Source organism: Pseudomonas sp. NFR02, assembly GCF_900119375.1.
GTDB classification, from domain to species: Bacteria; Pseudomonadota; Gammaproteobacteria; order Pseudomonadales; family Pseudomonadaceae; genus Aquipseudomonas; species Aquipseudomonas paracarnis.
This window is the reverse complement of record NZ_FPJJ01000006.1, coordinates 134184-155823: the sequence shown is the minus strand read 5'-3', so window position 1 is coordinate 155823 and position 21640 is coordinate 134184. Positions and strand designations below refer to the sequence as shown.

Genomic DNA, 21640 nt, shown 5'->3' with positions numbered 1-21640 from the left:
CTGTGAAACAGAACTCCCTGAATGGATGGTTCAAGAGCGGCGCCCCCGGCGTCTGGATCAGCGGTGGCGCGGTGTCCATCGCGGTCATCATGACCATTGGTTTGCTGGCTGTGATTGCGGTGCGGGGCCTGGGCCATTTCTGGCCGGCCGACCTGATCCAGGCCAACTACAACGTGCCAGGCCAGGCCAACCACATCGTCATCGGCGAAGTGGTCCAGAAAGAAGAAGTGCCGCGTGAGCGTCTGAAAAGCGCGGGCCTGCCAGTGCCGGACCAAGGCCCGGAATTCATGACCCGTGAGCTGATCAAGGTCGGCAACCGCGATTTGAACGGCAACGACTTCACCTGGATCGTCGGCGAATGGTTGAAGGACCAGACCAAACCGACCAACCTGATGGCCATTGAGCGCCGTGAATGGGGCAATTTCTACGGCACCCTGGTCAACGTCAAGCAGGACGGCAAGGTGATTGCCGAAGGCGAGGCCGCGTGGCCGGAGCTGCAAGCTCGCGTGGACCGCGTGAACAAGCTGGCCGCTCAGCTCAAGAGCCTGGAAAAAACCGATATTGGCGCGATCAACGCCGGGTTGGAGCGCATCCGCCTGCACGGTCGCAAACTGGAACTGGAAGGCAAGCTCGACGCTGCCGCCCAGGCCGACATGGACGCCGACCGCGCCGAGCTGAATGCGCGCTACCAGGACATCGAAGCGCGCCTGGCCGACCTGCATGCCCAATTCAACCGCGACGCCCTGACGGCGCGTGACGGCAACGGCAAGGAAGTGGAAATCGGCATCGGCAAAGTGGTGCACGCCTACCAGCCGAACGCCATGGGCACGATGACCAAGATCGGTTTCTACTTCAGCAAGGTCTGGGAATTCCTCAGCGATGACCCACGGGAAGCCAACACCGAAGGCGGGATCTTCCCGGCCATCTTCGGCACCGTGATGATGACCCTGATCATGGCAATGATCGTGACCCCGTTTGGCGTACTGGCCGCGGTGTACCTGCGTGAATACGCCAAGCAGAACACCTTGACGCGCATCATCCGCATCGCCGTGAACAACCTGGCCGGTGTACCGGCGATCGTCTACGGCGTGTTCGGCCTTGGCTTCTTCGTGTATGTATTGGGGGGCTCGGTCGATCGTCTGTTCTTCGCTGAAGCGCTGCCTGCGCCGACCTTCGGTACGCCGGGGCTGCTCTGGGCTTCGCTGACCCTGGCGCTGCTGGCGGTGCCGGTGGTGATCGTGGCCACCGAAGAGGGCCTGGCGCGGATCCCTCGAACCGTGCGTGAAGGCTCCTTGGCACTGGGCGCGACCAAGGCGGAAACGCTGTGGAAGATCGTGCTGCCGATGGCCAGCCCGGCCATGATGACCGGCATGATCCTCGCCGTGGCCCGCGCCGCCGGTGAAGTGGCGCCGCTGATGCTGGTGGGTGTGGTGAAACTGGCGCCGTCGCTGCCGCTGGACGGCAACTATCCGTACCTGCACCTGGACCAGAAGATCATGCACCTGGGCTTCCATATTTATGACGTCGGCTTCCAGAGCCCCAACGTCGAAGCGGCACGGCCTCTGGTGTACGCCACCGCGTTGCTGCTGGTACTGGTGATCGCCACGCTCAACCTGTCGGCAGTGTGGATTCGTAACCACCTGCGCGAAAAATACAAAGCGCTGGACAGCTAATGCGATCCAATGTGGGAGCTGGCTTGCCTGCGATGCAGACGACGCGGTGTATCAGTAAGACCGCAGTGATGCCATCGCAGGCAAGCCAGCTCCCACAGACACAGAATTTGAGTAAGCCGCCCCGGCGGTTCAACGAATGAATTGGTAGCACAGGGAGCATCCCATGCAACACGAAACCCAATCCCACGGCATCAACATGTCTGCCCTGGGTCGCGACAAGCAGAGCCTGAGCCTGGCCCAGGAAACCGTGGCCATCGAAGTCCCCGGCCTGAGCCTGTACTACGGCGACAAGCAGGCGCTGTTCGATGTCAGCATGAACATCCCCAAACAGCGTGTGACCGCCTTTATCGGCCCGTCGGGCTGCGGCAAGTCGACGTTGTTGCGTACCTTCAACCGCATGAATGACCTGGTGGACGGTTGCCGTGTGGAAGGCGCGATCAACCTCTACGGCACCAATATCTACCGCAAGGGCGAGGACGTGGCCGAGCTGCGTCGCCGCGTGGGCATGGTGTTCCAGAAGCCCAACCCGTTCCCCAAGACCATCTACGAAAACGTGGTCTACGGCCTGCGTATCCAGGGTATCAACAAGAAACGCATCCTCGACGAAGCCGTTGAGTGGGCGCTCAAGGGCGCGGCATTGTGGGACGAGGTCAAGGACCGCCTGCACGAATCGGCACTCGGCTTGTCTGGCGGCCAGCAGCAGCGTCTGGTGATCGCCCGTACCATCGCCGTAGAGCCGGAAGTGCTGCTGCTCGACGAACCGTGCTCGGCCCTCGACCCGATCTCCACCCTGAAAGTCGAAGAGCTGATCTACGAGCTCAAGTCCAAGTTCACCATCGTCATCGTGACCCACAACATGCAACAGGCGGCGCGGGTTTCCGACTACACCGCGTTTATGTACATGGGCAAGCTGGTGGAGTTCGGCGACACCGACACCCTGTTCACCAATCCGGCGAAGAAGCAGACCGAAGACTACATCACCGGTCGCTACGGCTAGGAAGCTGTGGTTCTGATTGCACTGACGCTGCGGTTTTCCGCACCTTACCGGACGCTCCAAGGACGCCAACATGATTAGCAAAGAAGGCCTTACCCACCACATCTCCGCGCAGTTCAATGCCGAGCTTGAGGAAGTGCGCAGCCACCTCCTGGCGATGGGCGGGCTGGTGGAGAAGCAAGTCAATGATGCGGTCACCGCGCTGATCGAGGCCGACTCGGGCCTGGCCCAGCAAGTGCGTGAGATTGATGAGCAGATCAACCAGATGGAACGCAATATCGACGAAGAGTGCCTGCGCATTCTCGCCCGTCGCCAGCCGGCGGCCTCGGACCTGCGTTTGATCATCAGCATTTCCAAGTCGGTGATCGACCTGGAACGCATCGGTGATGAAGCCACCAAGATTGCCCGCCGCGCCATCCAGCTGTGCGAAGAGGGTGAAGCCCCCCGTGGCTACGTGGAGGTGCGCCATATCGGCGATCAGGTGCGCAACATGGTGCGCGATGCCCTCGACGCCTTCGCCCGCTTTGACGCCGAACTGGCGTTGTCGGTGGCCCAGTACGACAAGATCATCGACCGCGAATACAAGACCGCGCTGCGCGAGTTGGCCACTTACATGATGGAAGACCCGCGCTCGATCTCGCGGGTCTTGAACATTATCTGGGTGCTGCGTTCCCTGGAGCGTATCGGCGACCACGCGCGCAATATCTCGGAATTGGTGATTTATCTGGTGCGCGGCACCGATGTGCGGCACATGGGCCTCAAGCGCATGAAAGCCGAAGTTGAAGGGACTGCTGATCTAATCCCTAATGTTTCGGGCGAATCTGACGATAAGTAAGGTTGCCCGAGAAATTAACGCCCGGCCTCTGGCCGGGCGTTTTCGTTTGTGGCATCTGAATTTTTTGCACAGCAGGCGCCATAAAGTCCTTCTGTGACCCGCGAGTTTTGGCAAAATGCCATCAGTCAGGCGTTTTGCAGACGTTTTTATAGGATGAAGGGTCGATGAGTAAAGTCAGTGTGTTGGTGGTGGATGACGCCTCGTTTATTCGCGACCTGGTGAAGAAGTGCCTGCGCAATTACTTCCCCGGAATCAAGATCGAAGATGCGGTGAACGGCAAAAAGGCGCAATCCATCCTGATGCGCGAAACCTTCGACCTGGTGCTGTGTGACTGGGAAATGCCGGAAATGTCCGGTATTGAGCTGTTGACCTGGTGCCGCGAGCAAGCGCACCTGAAGGCCATGCCGTTCGTGATGGTGACCAGCCGTGGCGACAAGGAAAACGTGGTGCAGGCCATCCAGGCCGGCGTTTCCGGCTACGTGAGCAAGCCGTTCACCAACGAGCAGTTGCTGAACAAGGTCAAGCAAGCCCTGCACAAGATCGGTCGCCTCGATGCGCTGATTGCCAGCGCGCCGACCAAGATGAACTCAGCCTTTGGCAACGACTCCCTGAGCGCCCTGACCGGCGGCAAACCCGAAGCGGTCAAGCCGGCCCCGGTGGCGGCGCCCAGCAAAGGTTTGCTCAATACACCGCCAGTCAAGGCCCCCGCCGCAGCGGCGCCGGCTGGCAGTCGCGGTCAGGGCCAGTTGCGCCTCGCAAGCGGCACCCAGCAATGCGTGATCAAGGCCCTGAGCATCAAGGAAGCGTTGCTGGTGGTAAAGCGTGGCGAGGTCCTGCCTCAGGTGCTGGAAAGCGCCGTGCTCGACCTTGAGCAGGGCGACAACGCCGAAGTCGCACGGCTCAACGGCTACCTGCACGCCATCGTCGCCTACGAGCCCAAGCCCGACAGCGACTGGTTGCAACTGACCTTCCGCTTTATCGACCAGGATGCGCAGAAGCTGGACTACATTTCCCGCCTGATCGCCCGTGGCACGGCGCAGAAGCATTTCGTACCGGGTGCGTAAAGCGCTGCCCCCTGTAGGAGCGAGCTTGCTCGCGAAAAACGTCAACGATAACGCGTGCGTCCTGAATAAACGCGGCGCCTGTGCGTTTTTCGCGAGCAAGCTCGCTCCTACAGGAGGCGCCAGGTTCTACAGTCAGTCCAGCAACAGCACCTTGGCCAACACGATCTTCGGTCCTTTCATTTTCTTGATGATGATCCGCAAGCCTTCAACTTCCAGCACTTCTTCTTCTTCCGGCACGCGCTTGAGCGTGTCGTAGATCAGGCCGGCCAGGGTTTCGGCTTCGATGTGGTCCAGGTCGACGCCCAGCAGGCGTTCCACCTTGAACAACGGCGTGTCCCCACGCACCAGCAGTTTGCCGGGCTGGTAGGCGAGGATGCCGCGCTCGGCCTTGCGGTGTTCGTCCTGGATATCGCCCACCAGCACTTCCAGCACGTCTTCCATGGTCAGGTAACCGATAATCTTGCCGTCGGCCTCTTCCACCAGGGCGAAGTGCGCGCCGCCTTTGCGGAACTGCTCCAGCAGTTGCGACAACGGCATATGTCGCGATACGCGTTCCAACGGGCGGGTCAATTCGGCCAGGTTGAACGATTCGGGGATATGGTCCAGGGCCGCCAGTTCCAGCAGCAAATCCTTGATGTGCAGCAAGCCGACAAACTCGTTGCGCACCGCGTCATACACTGGGTAGCGGCTGAATTTGTGACGACGGAACAGCGCGAGGATTTCCTTGAGCGGGGCGTTGAAGTCCAGGGTCACCAGGTCTTCCCGGGAGTTGGCCCAGTCCACTACTTCCAGCTCGCCCATTTCCACGGCGGAGGCCAGTACGCGCATGCCTTGGTCGCTGGGGTCCTGGCCGCGGCTGGAGTGCAGGATCAGCTTGAGTTCTTCGCGGCTGTAATGGTGCTCATGGTGGGGGCCAGGCTCGCCTTGGCCCGCGATACGCAGAATGGCGTTGGCACTGGCGTTGAGCAGGTAGATAGCCGGGTACATCGCCCAGTAGAACAGGTACAGCGGCACGGCCGTCCATAGCGACAGCAGCTCGGGTTTGCGAATCGCCCAGGATTTGGGCGCCAGTTCACCGACCACGATGTGCAGGTAGGAAATCACGAAGAAGGCGGCAAAGAACGACACGCCCTTGATCACTTCTGGCGACTGCACGCCGACCGCGCCCAGCATCGGCTCGAGGATGTGCGCAAAGGCCGGTTCACCGACCCAGCCCAGGCCCAGGGACGCCAGGGTGATACCCAGCTGGCAAGCCGACAGGTAGGCGTCGAGCTGGCTGTGCACGGTACGCAGGATCTGCCCGCGCCAGCCGTTCTTATGGGCAATGGCCTCGACGCGGGTAGCGCGCAGTTTGACCATGGCAAATTCCGCCGCAACGAAGAAACCGTTGAGCAGTACCAGGATCAGTGCAAAAAGAATCATGCCGAAATCGGCGAAGAGTGTCGCGAGGGTGATGCCAGGGGAAGGGTCCATGATGGGGTTTTGCAGGTTCCGTGTGTTCAATAAGGGGTGACAGGTGGGCCTGAAAGGCAGGCACAAGTCGGCCAATGTAGCGGCTGACGGGGCGCTTGCCTAGTGCCCGCTGCCGGGCGGGGCTGCAAAGTCGTGTCGCAGAACCCGTGTGGGAGCTGGCTTGCCTGCGATGGCGGTCTGCCTGCTACCGATGATTTGGCTGACCCGCCGCCATCGCAGGCAAGCCAGCTCCCACAGTGGGCTGTGCTCACTTCAAATTAGTCATCGGCCTCGACCGCTCGCGAACGGGTGACCTGCGCCGGCGGAAAATGACAGGTAAAGGTACTGCCATGCCCCAGCACGCTGCTGATTTCCAGGCGGGCCCGATGGCGCAACAGCACATGTTTGACGATGGCCAGGCCCAGCCCGGTGCCGCCGGTATTGGAGTTACGGCTGGAATCGACACGGTAGAAGCGCTCGGTCAGGCGCGGCAGGTGCTTGGCGTCGATACCGATACCCGAGTCCTGCACACTCAGGTGTGCGCCATGCTCGTCGGCCCACCAGCGAATGCGGATATTGCCCTTGTCCTGGGTGTACTTCACCGCGTTGAACACGAGGTTGGAGAAGGCGCTGCGTAGTTCGCCTTCACTGCCCTTGAGCAATACGGTTGGGTCGGCCTCCAGCGTGATCTGCTGCCCGCGTTCGCCTGAGAGCGCCTGGGCATCGTTCTTGATCGTCTGCAACAGGCTCTGCACCGCCACGGGGTGGTTGTCCGAGGGGTAGTCCGTGGCTTCAAGCTTGGCCAGCAACAGCAGGTCGTTGAGCAGGGTTTGCATGCGTGAGCCTTGCTGCTGCATCTGCTGCAGGGCGCGGCTCCAGCGCGGGTTGATCTCATCGACATTGTCGAGCAACGTCTCCAGGTAGCCGCAGATCACCGTCAAGGGCGTGCGCAACTCGTGGGAGACGTTGGCGACGAAGTCCTTGCGCATCTGTTCCAGCTGGTGGATACGGGTCACGTCACGTACCAGCATCAAGTGTTCGTTGTTGCCGTAGCGGGTCAGGTACAGCTGGATGCGCACGCGGTCGTTGGTGGGCGAGGGGATTTCCAGGGCTTCTTCGTAGTTGTCCTGCTCGAAGTACTCCTTGAAGCGCGGGTGGCGTACCAGGTTGGTCACCGGCTGGCCGCTGTCCTGGGGCGTCTTGAGGCCCAGCAGAGTCTCGGCGGCGCGGTTCCACCATTCGAGGTTGCCGTCGCTGTCGAGCATGATCACCGCGTCCTTGAGTGCGGCGGTGGACTCCTGCACCCGGTCGATCACCGCTTGCAGGCGCCCGCGTACCCGTTGGTCGCGGCGTTGCAGGTGGTAGATGCTGTCGAACACCTCGCCCCACAGGCCATAGCCATCGGGCGGTGCTTCGTCGGGTTTGTGCTGGCGCAGCCATTCATGCAGGCGCAGCAATTGTTTGAGGGTCCAGCCCAGGTACAACGCGATGCCGGCGGCCAGGCTCCAGCCGTAATAGCCACTGATCAGCCCGACCAGCAGGCAGGCAGTGATCAACAGAAGCATGTGGCGGATCAGGGTGCCGTGCCAGTTCTGGTTCACTTAAACATGCGTCCTTGTCAGCTGTTTAGGGAGGAAGGGGCTGGCTCAGCCTTTGGTAGAAAACCGATAGCCGGTGCCGCGCACGGTTTGTACCAGATTCTCGTACGCATCGCCCAAGGCTTTGCGCAGGCGGCGGATATGCACATCCACAGTGCGCTCTTCCACATAGACGTTGCCGCCCCATACCTGGTCGAGCAGTTGGCCACGGGTGTAGGCACGCTCCTGGTGGGTCATGAAGAACTGCAGCAGGCGGTATTCGGTCGGTCCCATCTCGGCAGGCTTGCCGTCGATGGTCACGCGGTGGCTGATCGGGTCCAGGATCAAGCCGTCGACTTCGATAGGCGCTTCGCCATCGGTCGGGCCGGCGCGGCGCAGCACGGCTTTGAGGCGCGCCACCAGTTCCCGTGGGGAAAACGGCTTGGTGATGTAGTCATCGGCGCCGACTTCCAGGCCCTGGATCTTGTTGTCCTCTTCGCCCTTGGCGGTGAGCATGATGATCGGGATATCCCCGGTCAGCTCGTCACGCTTGAGACGGCGGGCCAATTCGATGCCCGAGGTGCCGGGCAGCATCCAGTCGAGCAGGATCAGGTCCGGCTTGCGGTCGACGATAATGGCGTGGGCCTGCTGGGAGTTTTCCGCCTCCAGGCAGTCATAGCCGGCCATTTCCAACGCAACGGCGATCATCTCGCGAATGGGCGCTTCGTCGTCAACAATCAGAATGCTCCTGCCAACCATGCTCAAAATCCTCTTGTCATTTAACTGTCTTGCGCCGCATTAGATAACGGAATTATTGCAGTCGTGTGACAGTAATTTAGTCGCTTGGGCAATTAACGGCACTCTGGACTACCCTTTGGGTCCGAATCCTGACAACCACAAAAGGAAGGTTCCGATGACTTACAGCACTGTTTCCTGGAAAGCCCTGCTGGTATCTGCGGTGTTGACGCTGCCAGGCCTGGCGTTTGCGGCAGAGCCGGCGATGACCCAAGACGGGATGTTAGTGGATCACAAGGGGATGACGCTCTATACCTTCGACAAGGACGCTGATGGCAAATCAGTGTGCAAGGACCAGTGCGCGACCAACTGGCCACCGCTGAAGGCAGAGTCCACTGACACCAAGACCGGCGATTGGACGGTGATCACCCGCGACGACCAGACCAGCCAGTGGGCCTACAAAGGCAAGCCTGTCTACACCTACAAGGACGACAAGAAAGCCGGTGACAAGACCGGTGATGGCAAGGGTAGCGTCTGGCACATCATCAAGCCTTAAGTTTGCGGCGCTGCTGAATCCATCGGGGGCAAGCCCCTCCCCATTTTTTGATCTGCGAATACAGTCAAAATGTGGGAGCTGGCTTGCCTGCGATGGCGTCCCAACAGCCACCACAGAATCCTCAGCGAACCGCGTAATCCACCACGATCCCGACAAAAATCGCCAACCCCGCCCAGTGGTTATGCAAGAACGCCTTGAAGCACTTCATGCGGTCCCTGTCCCGTGTGTACCAGAACTCCCAGACAAAACAGCCCGCTGCCGCCAGCAACCCGAGGTGGAACCACCCGCCCAGCTCGAACCGCGCGCCGGCCAGCAACAGGCACGCCAGCGCCAGGCCTTGCAGGGTGAGGATGATCACGCGGTCAGCGTCACCGAACAGAATGGCGGTGGATTTCACCCCGATCTTCAAATCGTCATCGCGGTCGGTCATGGCGTAATAGGTGTCGTAGCCCACCGTCCATAACAGGTTGGCGATGTACAGCAGCCACGCGGTGGCAGGCAAATGGCCGGTCTCGGCGGTAAACGCCATCGGCATGCCCCAGGAAAACGCTGCGCCCAGCACCACTTGGGGGTAATAGGTGTAGCGCTTCATGAACGGGTAGCTTGCCGCCAGTGCGAGGCCGCCCAGGGACAGCAGGATGGTGCTGGCATTGGTCAGCAGTACCAGCAGGAAACTGATGCCCATCAGCACGGCAAAAAACACCAGCGCTTCTTTCGAACTGATCTTGCCGCTCACCAGCGGGCGTTGCTCGGTGCGTTTCACATGGCCATCGACCTTGCGGTCGGCCCAGTCGTTGATCACGCAGCCGCCGGCCCGGGTGAGCACCACGCCCAGCACGAAAATCACGATATTGATCAGCGACGGCGAACCCTTGCCGGCGATCCACAGGGCCCACAGCGTCGGCCACAGCAGCAGGTAGATGCCGATGGGCTTGTCCATGCGCGTCAACTGAATGAAATCCCAGGCCCTGGGGTTCAGGCGGTTCAAGGACTTGAGCAGACGTTGGTACATCAGCAGTTCTCCGGATGATCGTGCAACGCGCGCCAGAAACTCGGCAAAAAGACTTCCGCCACCAGCACGCTCAGCGCTCCGCGGTCGAAGCGCGAGCGGCGTGCCCACAGATTATCGGCCTGGTCCGCTGTCGGCAGCCAGGCACGAGGGTAGTGACACACTTCAATGGCCTGGCGGGTGAAGGCGCGGTCGCAGAACAGCAACTCGCCCAGCGAACGGCTGCCCAGCTCGTCCATGTGCAGGCCATCGCCCTGCAAAGCACTGCGGGCCGCCACGCTGCGGGCGAACACCCAAGGCAGGCCGTGCCCGCGCAAATACACCTCGCGTACCCAGCCGATACTGGCCGGCGGCAGGTCCAGGGCGGCGCATTCATCATCGCGCAACGGTTGCCAGCCTTCGAACAGCGGCGTCACGCTGAAAGCCTCGTTGGACAGCCACGTCAGCCGTCGCGTCAGCGAGCCTTCGTCAAATAGCCAGTTGAGGGTCAAGGGCGTGGGCAAGGGGCTCAGAAGGCTCTGGGTCAGCCATTGGCAAGCATCGGGAAGGGCGATTGAGTGCGGCACGGTGAGTCAGTATTGGCAGCAAAAGAGGCGGCGAGCTTACCATGGCACCCTGAACTTTTGCCGCGCCAAACCGGCCGTTTGCGTCGAACGTGCTTGCATCTGCCGGCCCCGATCAGTACAAAACGCCCTGAGCCGCGCGGCAACGCTGGATCCATCGACCGCCGGCCAACACGCCTGAACCTGAGGAAGCACGTAATGAAGAAGTGGCAATGTATCGTCTGTGGCCTTATTTACAACGAAGCGGACGGCTGGCCGGATGACGGTATTGCACCAGGCACTCTGTGGCAGGACGTCCCGGAAGACTGGCTGTGCCCGGACTGCGGCGTGGGTAAGTCGGACTTCGAAATGATCGAAATCGCGTAATCCCGAATTTAAGAAACGTAATACAAGGAGAAAGGAATGAACGCACCTGTCGTGATCATCGGCACAGGATTGGCCGGTTACAACGTCGCCCGGGAGTTTCGCAAGCTCGACAGCGAGACCCCATTGCTGCTGATCACTGCCGATGACGGACGCTCCTACTCCAAGCCCATGCTCTCTACCGGCTTTGGCAAGAACAAGGAAGCCGATGGCCTGAGCATGGCCGAACCCGGCGCCATGGCCGAGCAGCTCAAGGCCCAGGTGCGCACCCATACGCGTATCAGCGGCATCGACCCAGGCCACAAGCGTCTGTGGATCGGCGAGGAAGCGGTGACCTATCGCGACCTGGTCCTGGCCTGGGGCGCAGAAACCGTGCGCGTACCGGTCGAAGGCGATGCGGCTGATTTGATTTTCCCGATCAACGACCTGGAAGACTACGCACGCTTTCGTGCCGCTGCTGCTGGCAAACGGCGCGTGCTGCTGCTCGGCGCCGGCCTGATCGGCTGCGAATTTGCCAACGACCTGATCCTGGGCGGCTATGAAATCGACCTGGTCGCGCCCTGTGAGCAAGTCATGCCGACCCTGCTTCACCCGGCGGCGGCCGCCGCGGTGCAAGCCGGGCTCGAAGGCATCGGCGCGCGCTTTCACCTGGGCCCGGTGCTCAATCGCCTGCAACGCGCCGCTGATGGCCTTGAAGCGCACCTCTCGGACGGCGAAGTGATCCACTGTGACCTGGTGGTGTCCGCCATCGGCCTGCGCCCACGCGTAGACCTGGCCGCAGCCGCTGGCCTGCAAATCAACCGCGGAATCATGGTGGACCGTCACCTCAAGACCTCCCACGCTAATATCTACGCCTTGGGCGACTGCGCCGAGGTCGATGGCCTGAACCTGTTGTACGTGATGCCGCTGATGAGCTGCGCTCGCGCCCTGGCACAAACCTTGGCTGGCAATGCCACGGCGGTGAGCTATGGGCCGATGCCCATCACCGTGAAAACCCCGGTCTGCCCGCTGGTGGTGTCACCTGCGCCACGAGGCACCGAAGGCGTCTGGAGCGTCGAAGGGCAGGGTGCCGACATCAAGGCCCTGTGCCGCGATGCCAGCGGCCGTCTGCTGGGTTATGCACTGACCGGCAGCGCTGTCATGGAAAAACTGGCGCTGAACAAAGAACTTCCGCCGTTACTGGCGTAAATACCACCCGTTCTGTCGCAAACATCACGTTCATACCCCGAGAAAGGCCGCCGCGAGACTGGCGCGGCGCCCGAGGGCGTGCCATCCTCACTCCCGTCTGCCGCAGAGTAGAGCCTGCGGCGCCTTGGCGCTGCTCCACCAGAGAGCAGCACGGACATAACAACAAAAAACCGTCAAAGAGGCTTCACATATGCGTAAACCAGATCTCGCAGCCGCCATCGCTGAAAAAGCCGATCTCACCAAAGAACAGGCCAACCGCGTCCTCAATGCCGTCCTCGAAGAAATCACCGGCGCCCTGCACCGCAAGGACAGCGTCACCCTGGTCGGCTTCGGCACTTTCCTGCAACGCCACCGCGGCGCCCGCACCGGCAAAAACCCGCAAACCGGTGAGCCAGTGAAAATCAAGGCGAGCAACACGGTAGCGTTCAAGCCGGGCAAGTCGCTCAAAGACAGCGTCAACCCGTAAGTTAAGCGGTACCGTCTCGAAGGGAGGCGGGGCGGTAAAGAAAATGGGCACGCCGACTGGGTCGGGTGCCCATTTTTATTGTGCGAGAGAAGCATTTTTGCCACCACAACAGACGTTGCCTCTTGCGTAGATATAAGTGAGTACAGTAGCCATTGATCGAATCGATGTTATAGAGTTTCTATATTGACTCAGTGTGGAACTACATCCAAACGACAGGACACATATAGCGCGAGACTGCAGGGAGCGCTCTCTAAACTCATTTAGAGGTGTATATATGAAAGTTCTTGATCTGCCTTTTGTTCCACCTGTCCAATTACCCCACGAGAAAAAAGTAGAAGCGAAGGCTCCGTCGGCGTCGGGTGCTGCCGGAGCAGCCACCGCTAACGTTGAGGGCGTTTCGAGTGGCGCGGACGAGCAGGTATTTAAATGCATAGCAGCGACCCCGGAGGAGATCGCTGCTAAAAAAAGGCAAATGGGTGCTGCGATTGCTAATAATTTGGGACCCGATCAATTAGACCTTCCTGCCCCCGAAGATCTTAAATTCAAACCTGGCGCTCCAGGCAAACCTCACACTCCAGGCAAACCTAGAACTGGCGGAACTAATGGTGGATCTTCCCCTGCCGTGTCCACACCTAAGCCAACTGTGAAGCCTAAGCCAACGGTAACGCCTAAGCCAACTGTGAAGCCTAAGCCAATCACACCTACTCCAACAAAACCAACGGCTGTGCCGAACACTCCGAGTGGTGTAGTGAGCACCGCGCAAAGCATTGTGAGTCAGCCACAGAACTTACCGCCGGCGCCTCCATCAGTAGCGGCCACTGTGCGTAATGCTTTTATAACGGCCGGTGCAAACAACATAACCAGCAGCCCCTTCACTGTCGGCCAGCAATTCACGTCTAACTACTTCCAAAATAAATTTACAGCGCAAAGTCAGATGCCAGGAGCGCCAGTACAGAATGCAGATGGCACGATTGGAACCGTAGACCCTGCCGCGACGAAAGAGCAACAAATGGAGGCTCGCCTCACCGGTGCTGAAATAAAAAATGAGGCAACGGCCAACCTGTTTATTTTTCTCAACTTAGGAGCAGAAGCAAATGCGGTGCAGCCAAGCGATCAAGCGCCTACGGATACAGAAGGGCGCCTGAAGAACCTTGAGGCGTCGATGAATGCAATCGAAAAGCAAATGCCGGAGCTCGCTAAGCGTTTTAAACTCCTTTACGAACCGTATGAAGCTGCCGAATCATCAGGGGCGCCGACTGATGAGTCTCGTATGGACAATATTGAAAAACGTCAGGAACACATAAATGAAATGATCGATTTATTGAAGGATGTTCAGAATCGGAAATCGCAGAAAAAACCAGGCGTGTAGCGAGATAGAGCGTTTATTTAAATAAGTAGGCAGGTAATGGGACGAACGTTATTGGCTTAAATAACGTCGTCTCTTTTTATGGGCAAGAGTACCCGTGAAATACCGTTTTCCCATCAGCTTCGGTCAGTTGCTTCATCAGGAATTTTTAATTCAGGGCTGCCCTAACGTTTCTTAAGTTGCCTGAAGAAGCGCAATAAACTGTTTGGTGAACTCAGGCCCTTCGTACTCTTCAAGATTCTTGATATTGAAGAGCGCGCCTCGTTGCGTTGTGAGTTTTTGCAGGCGGCGTTTCAATAGCTTATTGATCTGGTTGTCTGGCTCAGAGGTAATTGATGCAAGCGCTTTACGGGCGCGACCTGACACGTCTTTGAAAAAAACGTGCTGGATATCTGCGGGAGGAATAATCTGCGCAAGGTCACAGTTTTGAAATGTTACCCAATCCAATTTGCACAATTCAAAATCAACAAGAAGGGGGGTGTTGGGCGGTTCGGATATGAAACTTACCTCTTGTAATTTTCCCGAAAACTTGAGGTTTTTTATTTTGCTGGCATTGAACGAGTTGTCAATGATCTTGCACTGGGTAAATATGCAGTTGCTGAATTCGCAATCTTTCAAAGACGCTTCTCGAAAGTTGCACTTTATGAAAGTGCAGTTCTCGAATTTGCTGTTGCTGAAGCCTGAAGCCTGAAAGTCAACCGTCTTGAAGTGGCAATGGGCTAATAAGGTCTTATTGAAAAATCTTGAACCGGAAAAATCACTTTTCTCAAAGCTGCAGCTTTCCAATATACACTGATCGAAAATCGGATCGGAGAGCTTCGCATCTTTTAATTTACAATCGATAACACGTTCTTTTTCAAAACGCGTTTTTTTAGGTAACACAAGCCCGTCTTGCTGTATGCCTGACAGTACGAATGATGGCATTTTGTCATTCACCATAATATTCCTTCATAACCATTGCCCCAGTCCCCATAACGCCGCTGATGCGTGCCTCTTTTCCAATCAGCCTTAGTCGTGAGGTCCCACCAGGTTTTAGTTTTAGTTTCATACACATCGGGAAGACGCTGCCCTGATTTCGATACCTCCAGGTGTCCCAATGATGGATCATTTTTTACTCTGGTTTTGAAGTTTGCATCAATTCTCTGCCCTACATACCTGCGATAGCGAGAACGTGCTTGTCCGAGATCGCCTCTATCATAGGCTCGTTTCACCGCTGCTCTTTGCCTCGGGGTCAATGACCTTTGGGGGTTACTGTAGACAGCCTTCTTCGCTGCATTGGCATGCGCTTGAAGCTTAGCAGTGGTTGAGCCGCACGGTGCCCATCCCAACGGATCGATCCATCCCGAGGGGTTAGGAGAATACTGATAAAGGTTAAAACCTCCTGCTAGCCCGACAGGGTCCGGCGTTGTAAAACGCCCCACGTCGGGATCATAAAACCGGAATGTATTAAAATGCAGCCCCGTCTCCCGATCCAGATACTGCCCTTGGAATCGTAGATTTTGCTCTTCAATGTAATGTGGCTCCCGCACCTCTTCCAAGGTATTGCCCCACACCTGATAAGTCGCACGCCAGGTAATTTGCCCATCGGCCTCGGTCAGTCGCTCCGGCAGTCCGTTAAGATCATTGTGGTAGTAGCGGGTTTTTTGCAGTGGGCCGATGCCGTCAATCCTGGCCAGGGGCACGTAGCTTTCACCTTCGTATAGATACAGACTGGTCTGGCTGTGTTTGAACTCCTGCAACAGACGTAAACCATCCCAGGTGAAACTCGTCTGGCCCAACGGGCGGCCATTGTAATCATGCTCGGTTTTTTCGATCCGCCGCCCTAGGGGGTCATAGGTCATCCTGACCACGTGGCCGCTCTCATTTCGCACTTCAACCAGCCGGCTTTCCGCATCGTAGGCAAAGCGCTGCAAGCCACGAGCAGAGCTGCGTTTTTCGATCATTCTTCCTAAAGCATCATAGGCATACCGTATGTCTTGATAGACGAGCAGGCGATTATGTCGTATGAGACCACCTTGATTTGGGCGGTCCAGCAGATTGGCCGCAGCGTCATAGGCGTATGTTTCGGTCCGGCCAACTTGGTGGCTTAAAAGGATTCGGTCGGTGCTGTCGTAACCCAGATGTTCTTGATGATCATGTTGGTGGTTTATACGACGTCGCCCGATCAGGTTGTCACTGGGGTCGAAGCTATAGTCCGTCTCGACCAGGGGAGGCAACTGCCAAGGCTGGTCAATGCTGCGACGCTGTCGTGAGCGAACCCTGCCACTTCGGTCGTATGCGGTACTCGTTTTGAGTTGGCCCTGGGTACGCTGTACTTCGCGATGCAAGCGATCACGCTCAAAGTCGCTGATGACTTTTCCATCGATGTTCAACTGATGCAGGTGGCCGCTACCGTAGTACAGCCTGTTCAACCATCGACCGTCGGGCAAGCCGGTTTGAACCAGGTTTCCCAGCTCGTCGTAACGATGCTGCACAGACCCTGCCGAGCTTTGCTCCTCAAGCAGTTGCCCCAGCGCGTCATAGCTGAAACCGAGTAGCTGCTGGCGGCCATCAAGGGCGGTGAAGGTGACACCGACCAACTGGTCGTTCAGGTCGTGTTCATAGACCGTGGTGCCGTCCGCGGTGGTTTTACTGACCAGGCGGCCAACAGGATCGCGCTGAAACTGGTGCGACAACGGCGCTACCGGCTCGCCCTCTGTTCCCGGTAGATAGTCCACGGCAACAATATCGTCCAGTGAATCGTAGGTGTAGCAGCGTCGGCTTTGATCCAGATCCTGCTGCTGCACCATGCGGTCGGCTGCGTCCCACTCAAAGCGATAGCTCTCGCCATTCTCGTTGGTCAGCTTGCGGAGTCGTCCGTAGGCATCATGATCGAACATCACCGAACGGTTATGCGCATCCCGGCGTTGTTTGACCAAGCCACGAACGTCATAGTCATAGCGTGTGGTGCTGCCGGCAGGGTCAACGTGGGCAGTCAGATAACCATTTGCGCTGCGCTGGAACAGTTCGACGCGGCCATCTGGAAGCTGGCATTCCAGTAGTAGCCCCTGAGGACCGTACCGATAGCGCACCGATTCACCCTCGGCATTGGTCTGCACCACCAAATTGCCGAAGGCGTCGTACTGATAGCGAGTGGGATAACCCGAGCAGTCCACTTCTTCGACCAGTTGGCTCCATTCGTTCCAATGCAATGTTCTGGTTTTTTCGGTCGCATCGATGATGCGTACCGGCTGGCCGAAACCGTCATAGACATAGCGCGTACGGTTGCCCAGGGGGTTGATTTCCTCGATGCAGTTACCACGCTGGTCGTAGCGATAATGCCAGCTGTGGCCCGCAGTATCGGTTTCCACCTCGGGCAATGCCCAATGCGCCAGCCACTGCGTGCTGCTGGTTCTGGACAGTGGATCGATGACGGCGCTCAGGTTGCCGCACGCGTCATAGTTGAAACGCCACTGGCCGTTTTGCGGGTCAATCGCACCGAGCAGTTGGCGATCTTCGCTCCATTCAAACTGCCACGTATGGCCGAGGTTATCGATGTAGCGAGTGATCTGGAACTGCGGATTCCAATGCCGAGTGCTGACGCGCCTCAACCCGTCGGTGACGCGCGTAATGCCCGCATCCAAGTCGTAGTCGAAGGTGTATTCATCACCCGCATCTGTCCAGTGCCGACTGACGCGCCATTCCGAGCCGTCTGGTCCAGGTACTTGAGCCCATTGGTAGAAGCAGCGCATGCCACTCGGCAATCGGTGCACGGTCATGCGCCTGCCGCTGTCGTAGGCAAAGCTGCGAAGGGTCGTGCCCTGGGCGTCCAAGACTTCGGCAAGATCGCCGTTGCTGTCATAGCGATAGCTGACGAGCACGTCGCAGCGCCCATCGAAATGGTCTTGGCGCAGGTAACGGCGTTCGATATGGCTTACACGCCCAGGATGCTCTGCGGTGTAGCTTAGGTCGACGTGCATCAAGTCATGGGTGTCGCGCAGGCGGCACAGCCGTCCTTGGGCATCGTAATCAAGGAAGATCCGCCCTTCATTGCGATCACCTAGCAGTTGCAGACGCATTCGAGAGTGGTTCTGCGGGTCGAGTTCGAACAGCCGATACAGGCCGTCGGTACTCTCGATCAAGACCGCTGCGTCACCACTGCGCCTGACCGCAAGACCTTCGACTGGGTCGAATGCTCCGCCGGACGCAGGGATGTAACCGATCTCCAAGCGCCTTCCCTGTTCATCGATATAAAACAAGTTTTCGTCTTTATCGATCTCGACCGATACCTCATAGGCAACGCTCCAGCCCGCCCCAAAGAGACCGTCGGTCCGTGCGTCGAGGCTGCTGTAGAAACGCTGCCAATCGATGGGAAACAGCCCAGGAAGCACGAAATCCAGTTCATCCTCATCACCTAGAATCTTAGCGCCGGTCGCACTGTGCACGGGGTTGGGGGAGCCGTTCATGGCGCTCTTGAGCGCAGAGGTTATTTTGCTGGTGCCATAGGAGACTCCAGCCCCTACCACCACACTGCCGAACAGGCAGGGCAGTTTGCTCCAAAAGCACTTCACATTGCCGCGTAGCATCAACAAGGCAGTAATCGCCAGCCCCACCCCCGGCGTTTTCCCGCTACGAATCTCCTGCACCACAATGGTCTCACCACCAATGCGCACATCCGGCGAAATCAGGCCCTCAGCCGTCCCAATCTTGGCGTCACAGGTACTGCGATCACCGCTGCGTGCCGCAGGCTGCCCGTTGATGAACACCGAGCTGGAACCTTCGGCAATAAACTGCAGGGGCATGGGCGGATGCTTGTTGCACGCCACGGTGTCCAGCGGGCACGGCTCGGTGCCGGGGGCGGGCGAGGCGACGGTCGGGCGCCACATCTGCGAGAAAAACTCCCCGGCCATATCCAGGAAGCTCGGCGCTGCCGGCTCGCTGGGCGCGACCGGTACAGCCGTCATCTTGCCTGCGGCGCGGGCGGCCTTTTTGCCATTGATGAACACGTTGTGCGAACCGCTGGTGATGAAGGCATCGATCACCGGCGGGAACACCCAGTTGGCGGCGGACTCGCACCAACTGGATATCTTCAAGTCCGCCCCCGTGAGGCCAGCGGTAATACCGACGACCGCGCCCACCACCAACACCAGGGCTACACCGCCGGTGGCGATGGTTGCACCCGTCGCGAGGAACACCGCCCCGGCAACGGCCAGGCAGCCCACGGTGGTGAGCGCCGCATAGGCGGCCACTTCCAGCACGCCGCCGAGAATATCGGCCATCACCGAGGTGTGCAGCAGTGCGTCGCCTTCGCGGGCCGCCCAAAGATCCTCACTCATTGCTCAGACTCGACTCAGGGCGTGGCGAGGAAGTGGAGTGTGTTTTTCAGCGTTGCCCAGTGTGCCGCTTCGGCAGGGCCCAGGGGCTGGGTCTTGACGTAGCTCAGGGCAATCAGATTGCGGGTGCCAGGTATCTGCATCGCCAGCTGATACTGGTAAATGTTGTCGCTGCCTTTGTTGAAGTGGTTCTGCACTTCAAACGCATCGATGTCCTGCGCTGGGCCGACCTTGACCGCTTGTGCAGGGCTATAGCGCAGATCTTTGACCTGCTGCTCGAGTTTTTTCAGCTGGCCTTCAAAATTGCTTTGCAGGCTTTCGCCGTCCGCCAACGGGCTGCGGCTCACCACCAGGGTGGTGCCCAGCTTGGCGAACTTGAGGATATTGATCGAGGTGTCCTGCACTTCGGCATCAGGCAGGGTGAACTGGGCTTCGTTGATCAGGTAGTTCATGGTGAAGAAATCTCGTTATTGACCAGCACCGGGCTTACCGGGGAATTTTGACTCGACGGCGGACTTGATCGTGCTTTGCACGCCCTGGGCACCCGGCGAAGTGCCTTTGTCGCTGCCCAGGTTGATGTCCAGCTTGCCCTTCGTCTGGATCTTGCTGCTGCCGGTGGAAAACAGGTTGAACGAGCCACAGGTCAGGTTGATGTCGCCGCCAGCCTTGAGCTCAATCACGCTGTCGCCGCACACCAGGCGAAGACTCTCGCCGGCCTCGATGGTGTAACTCGTGGCGGCGCTGTCGGACTTGGCACCGCCCACGATCACCGTGTCGTTATTGCGCACAACCCGCAGGCGGTTACTGCCAATGGTCACCGTCTCGTTATGCCCAATATTCTTGTTGCGGTCATGCCCCACCGAGTGGCTTTCATCCACCTCCACCACGATGTCCTGGTTACGCTCGGCATGGATATACAACTGCTCCAAGCCCTTCTTGTCCTCCATGCGGATTTCATTGAAGTTGGCCGGCGTGCCGCCTTTGCTGGAGCGACTTTTCATGCCGCTCTGGGTGGCGTTCTCCGGCAAGTCGTAGGGCACCGTCTGCTCAGCGTTGTAGACCCGCCCGGTGATGATCGGTCGGTCGGGGTCGCCTTCGAGGAAGCTGACGATCACCTCTTGGCCGATGCGCGGAATCTGCATCGAGCCCCAGTTCTTGCCGGCCCAGGATTGCGACACACGAATCCAGCACGAGCTGTTCTCGTTGGATTGGTCGTGGCGGTCCCAGTAGAAATGCACCTTCACGCGGCCGTACTGGTCGGTCCAGATTTCCTCGCCCTTGGGGCCTACCACCAAGGCGGTCTGCGGGCCTTTGACGATGGGGCGGTGAGTATTGGCCAGCGGGCGGAAACTCTGTTGGGCGTCGATGCAGGTCAGGCTGCTTTCAAACTGCGCCGAGCCTGAACCGCCACCGCTTTCCAGGCTTTCTTGCACGATGAAGTAGCGGCAACCGACGATCAGGTACTCGCGGTTCTGGTCCTGGCGACTGAAACCGGTGAGGCTGAACAGATGGCCCGAGCCCAGCCCGCGCGCATTGCCGCTGAACTCAATCTGTTCATGCAGGGTTTGCAGGGCCTCGATGCGGGTGCGCGCATAGTGTTCGCCGTCGGCGCTTTGCACGTAGGTACCGGGGTAGTCGTACAGCGGGTAGTCGCCGGCGGTGTGCGGGCGCGGCATGGCCGAGCGCACGTCGATGCTCGCGCTGGGGCGCTGGAAGTCGTAGTCGTTGAGCTCCAGCGAGCCCGGCTGCACCTCCTGCGCCAGGTGCCAATTGTGCATATGGTCGCGTTCGCGCTGCTGCTCGTCCTTGGGGTAGTAGGGGATCGACGCGTAGCCGGGCACGCTGGTGTGGGCGCCATAGGCGTCGGCCAGCACCAGCACATGGCGGTCCTGTTCATGGCGGAAGAAGTAGTAGATGCCTTCCTGTTCCATCAGTCGGCTGACGAAATCGAAGCTGGTCTCGCGGTACTGCACGCAGTACTCCCACTCGCGATACGGCCGGCTGAGGGCGTCTTCAAAGTCGGAAAAACCCAGGTCACGGAACACCTGCTTGATGATCTGCGGGATGCTCAGGTTCTGGAAAATCCGGCAGTCGGAGGTGCGGCTGAGCAACCACAGCCAAGGGCGCAGGGTGACTTGGTAACTGGCGAACTGGCCTTTGTCGATGTTCTGGCTGCACCGCGCAACGATCCCGTGGAAATGCCGCTCGCCGCCGTCCGCCAGTTGCAGGCCGACGCTCATCGGTTTACCCAGCAATTGGTTCAGGTCGATGTTGGCGTCCAGGGACGTCAGTTGCAGCTCATAGTTGAACAGCCGGCCCAACTCTTCACCGCCGCCCATTTCGTTGAGCAGCAGCACATCCGGCCCGAGGGGGCTGTTGATCTTGGCCAGGCGTGAGGCTTGGTTGAATAGCATCGGTAGTCCCGTAAATACCGTCATCACTGACGGAACCGGATCAACTGTGGGAGCTGGCTTGCCTGCGATAGCG

Annotated in this window: 18 protein-coding genes; 9 read left to right on the top strand and 9 right to left on the bottom strand. The window is 58.8% G+C overall.

The window, feature by feature from the left end; genetic code table 11:
* Positions 1 to 2: 2 nt before the first annotated feature.
* The 4 genes from pstA (at position 3) to BT199_RS18790 (ending at position 4566) form a co-directional block, all read left to right on the top strand.
* Positions 3 to 1673, top strand: a complete 1671-nt coding sequence (pstA, locus tag BT199_RS18810) for a phosphate ABC transporter permease PstA (RefSeq protein WP_020302831.1) — start codon at positions 3 to 5, stop codon at positions 1671 to 1673.
* 163 nt (positions 1674 to 1836) lie between these two features.
* The gene (gene pstB, locus BT199_RS18800) at positions 1837 to 2670 is read left to right on the top strand and encodes a phosphate ABC transporter ATP-binding protein PstB (RefSeq protein WP_003195626.1); all 834 of its coding nucleotides are present in this window, start codon (positions 1837 to 1839) and stop codon (positions 2668 to 2670) included.
* A 70-nt stretch (positions 2671 to 2740) separates the two neighbouring features.
* Positions 2741 to 3502, top strand: coding sequence for a phosphate signaling complex protein PhoU (gene phoU, locus BT199_RS18795; RefSeq protein ID WP_003195624.1), 762 nt, complete (start codon positions 2741 to 2743; stop codon positions 3500 to 3502).
* A 164-nt stretch (positions 3503 to 3666) separates the two neighbouring features.
* Complete coding sequence (locus BT199_RS18790) at positions 3667 to 4566, top strand: response regulator (RefSeq protein ID WP_014720514.1); 900 nt, start codon at positions 3667 to 3669, stop codon at positions 4564 to 4566.
* A gap of 132 nt (positions 4567 to 4698) precedes the next feature.
* Here BT199_RS18790 and BT199_RS18785 read toward each other — a convergent pair whose 3' ends face one another.
* The 3 genes from BT199_RS18785 to phoB all read right to left on the bottom strand — a co-directional run bounded on the left by BT199_RS18785 (position 4699) and on the right by phoB (position 8354).
* Positions 4699 to 6039, bottom strand: coding sequence for a hemolysin family protein (locus BT199_RS18785; protein ID WP_003195620.1), 1341 nt, complete (start codon positions 6037 to 6039; stop codon positions 4699 to 4701).
* Between the two features lie 257 nt (positions 6040 to 6296).
* Positions 6297 to 7583, bottom strand: coding sequence for a phosphate regulon sensor histidine kinase PhoR (phoR, locus tag BT199_RS18780; protein ID WP_232246145.1), 1287 nt, complete (start codon positions 7581 to 7583; stop codon positions 6297 to 6299).
* 81 nt (positions 7584 to 7664) lie between these two features.
* Positions 7665 to 8354 (bottom strand): phosphate regulon transcriptional regulator PhoB, encoded by a 690-nt coding sequence (gene phoB / locus BT199_RS18775; RefSeq protein WP_003195617.1) that lies wholly within the window; start codon positions 8352 to 8354, stop codon positions 7665 to 7667.
* A 154-nt stretch (positions 8355 to 8508) separates the two neighbouring features.
* Between phoB and BT199_RS18770 the strand changes: the two genes are divergently transcribed.
* A complete protein-coding gene (locus BT199_RS18770) occupies positions 8509 to 8886 on the top strand; it encodes a COG4315 family predicted lipoprotein (RefSeq protein ID WP_014720512.1) in 378 nt (125 codons plus the stop codon).
* Between the two features lie 121 nt (positions 8887 to 9007).
* On the opposite strand, the gene ubiA is transcribed toward BT199_RS18770, so the two are convergent.
* Both ubiA and BT199_RS18760 read right to left on the bottom strand, forming a co-directional pair.
* Positions 9008 to 9898 (bottom strand): 4-hydroxybenzoate octaprenyltransferase, encoded by an 891-nt coding sequence (gene ubiA, locus BT199_RS18765; protein WP_014720511.1) that lies wholly within the window; start codon positions 9896 to 9898, stop codon positions 9008 to 9010.
* Positions 9898 to 10461, bottom strand: a complete 564-nt coding sequence (locus tag BT199_RS18760) for a chorismate--pyruvate lyase family protein (RefSeq protein ID WP_072435258.1) — start codon at positions 10459 to 10461, stop codon at positions 9898 to 9900. Before BT199_RS18760 ends, ubiA begins: the two co-directional genes overlap by 1 nt.
* Before the next feature lie 195 nt (positions 10462 to 10656).
* Between BT199_RS18760 and BT199_RS18755 the strand changes: the two genes are divergently transcribed.
* The 4 genes from BT199_RS18755 to BT199_RS18740 all read left to right on the top strand — a co-directional run bounded on the left by BT199_RS18755 (position 10657) and on the right by BT199_RS18740 (position 13844).
* A complete protein-coding gene (locus BT199_RS18755) occupies positions 10657 to 10824 on the top strand; it encodes a rubredoxin (protein ID WP_014720509.1) in 168 nt (55 codons plus the stop codon).
* A gap of 36 nt (positions 10825 to 10860) precedes the next feature.
* Positions 10861 to 12009, top strand: coding sequence for an NAD(P)/FAD-dependent oxidoreductase (locus BT199_RS18750; RefSeq protein WP_019818134.1), 1149 nt, complete (start codon positions 10861 to 10863; stop codon positions 12007 to 12009).
* A gap of 190 nt (positions 12010 to 12199) precedes the next feature.
* Positions 12200 to 12475 (top strand): HU family DNA-binding protein, encoded by a 276-nt coding sequence (locus tag BT199_RS18745; RefSeq protein ID WP_003195589.1) that lies wholly within the window; start codon positions 12200 to 12202, stop codon positions 12473 to 12475.
* A gap of 274 nt (positions 12476 to 12749) precedes the next feature.
* A complete protein-coding gene (locus tag BT199_RS18740; protein ID WP_072435257.1) occupies positions 12750 to 13844 on the top strand; it encodes a type III secretion effector protein in 1095 nt (364 codons plus the stop codon).
* Positions 13845 to 14015: 171 nt separating this feature from the next.
* On the opposite strand, the gene BT199_RS18735 is transcribed toward BT199_RS18740, so the two are convergent.
* From BT199_RS18735 to BT199_RS18720, 4 genes are read right to left on the bottom strand one after another with little or no spacing between them, the layout of a single operon-like run.
* Complete coding sequence (locus BT199_RS18735; RefSeq protein WP_175556214.1) at positions 14016 to 14777, bottom strand: pentapeptide repeat-containing protein; 762 nt, start codon at positions 14775 to 14777, stop codon at positions 14016 to 14018.
* Positions 14774 to 19156 carry an RHS repeat-associated core domain-containing protein gene (locus tag BT199_RS18730; protein ID WP_038452012.1) on the bottom strand — a complete coding sequence of 1461 codons (4383 nt, stop codon included), beginning with the start codon at positions 19154 to 19156 and terminating at the stop codon, positions 14774 to 14776. The genes BT199_RS18735 and BT199_RS18730 overlap by 4 nt, the downstream gene beginning before the upstream one ends.
* Positions 19157 to 19170: 14 nt before the next feature.
* Entirely contained in the window at positions 19171 to 19605 is a 435-nt protein-coding gene (locus BT199_RS18725) for a DcrB-related protein (RefSeq protein ID WP_014720504.1), read from the bottom strand.
* 15 nt (positions 19606 to 19620) lie between these two features.
* Positions 19621 to 21567, bottom strand: coding sequence for a type VI secretion system Vgr family protein (locus BT199_RS18720; protein ID WP_014720503.1), 1947 nt, complete (start codon positions 21565 to 21567; stop codon positions 19621 to 19623).
* Between the last annotated feature and the right edge of the window lie 73 nt (positions 21568 to 21640).

Excerpts from the sequence above, each read along its gene's own strand:
- BT199_RS18725 (WP_014720504.1), bottom strand. The coding sequence starts at position 19,605 with ATGAACTACCTGATCAACGAAGCCCAGTTCACCCTGCCTGATGCCGAA.
- phoB (WP_003195617.1), bottom strand. The coding sequence starts at position 8,354 with ATGGTTGGCAGGAGCATTCTGATTGTTGACGACGAAGCGCCCATTCGC.
- BT199_RS18720 (WP_014720503.1), bottom strand. The coding sequence starts at position 21,567 with ATGCTATTCAACCAAGCCTCACGCCTGGCCAAGATCAACAGCCCCCTC.
- BT199_RS18750 (WP_019818134.1), top strand. The coding sequence starts at position 10,861 with ATGAACGCACCTGTCGTGATCATCGGCACAGGATTGGCCGGTTACAAC.
- BT199_RS18785 (WP_003195620.1), bottom strand. The coding sequence starts at position 6,039 with ATGGACCCTTCCCCTGGCATCACCCTCGCGACACTCTTCGCCGATTTC.
- BT199_RS18790 (WP_014720514.1), top strand. The coding sequence starts at position 3,667 with ATGAGTAAAGTCAGTGTGTTGGTGGTGGATGACGCCTCGTTTATTCGC.
- BT199_RS18770 (WP_014720512.1), top strand. The coding sequence starts at position 8,509 with ATGACTTACAGCACTGTTTCCTGGAAAGCCCTGCTGGTATCTGCGGTG.
- BT199_RS18745 (WP_003195589.1), top strand. The coding sequence starts at position 12,200 with ATGCGTAAACCAGATCTCGCAGCCGCCATCGCTGAAAAAGCCGATCTC.
- BT199_RS18740 (WP_072435257.1), top strand. The coding sequence starts at position 12,750 with ATGAAAGTTCTTGATCTGCCTTTTGTTCCACCTGTCCAATTACCCCAC.
- BT199_RS18755 (WP_014720509.1), top strand. The coding sequence starts at position 10,657 with ATGAAGAAGTGGCAATGTATCGTCTGTGGCCTTATTTACAACGAAGCG.
- BT199_RS18730 (WP_038452012.1), bottom strand. The coding sequence starts at position 19,156 with ATGAGTGAGGATCTTTGGGCGGCCCGCGAAGGCGACGCACTGCTGCAC.
- ubiA (WP_014720511.1), bottom strand. The coding sequence starts at position 9,898 with ATGTACCAACGTCTGCTCAAGTCCTTGAACCGCCTGAACCCCAGGGCC.
- pstB (WP_003195626.1), top strand. The coding sequence starts at position 1,837 with ATGCAACACGAAACCCAATCCCACGGCATCAACATGTCTGCCCTGGGT.
- phoU (WP_003195624.1), top strand. The coding sequence starts at position 2,741 with ATGATTAGCAAAGAAGGCCTTACCCACCACATCTCCGCGCAGTTCAAT.
- phoR (WP_232246145.1), bottom strand. The coding sequence starts at position 7,583 with ATGCTTCTGTTGATCACTGCCTGCCTGCTGGTCGGGCTGATCAGTGGC.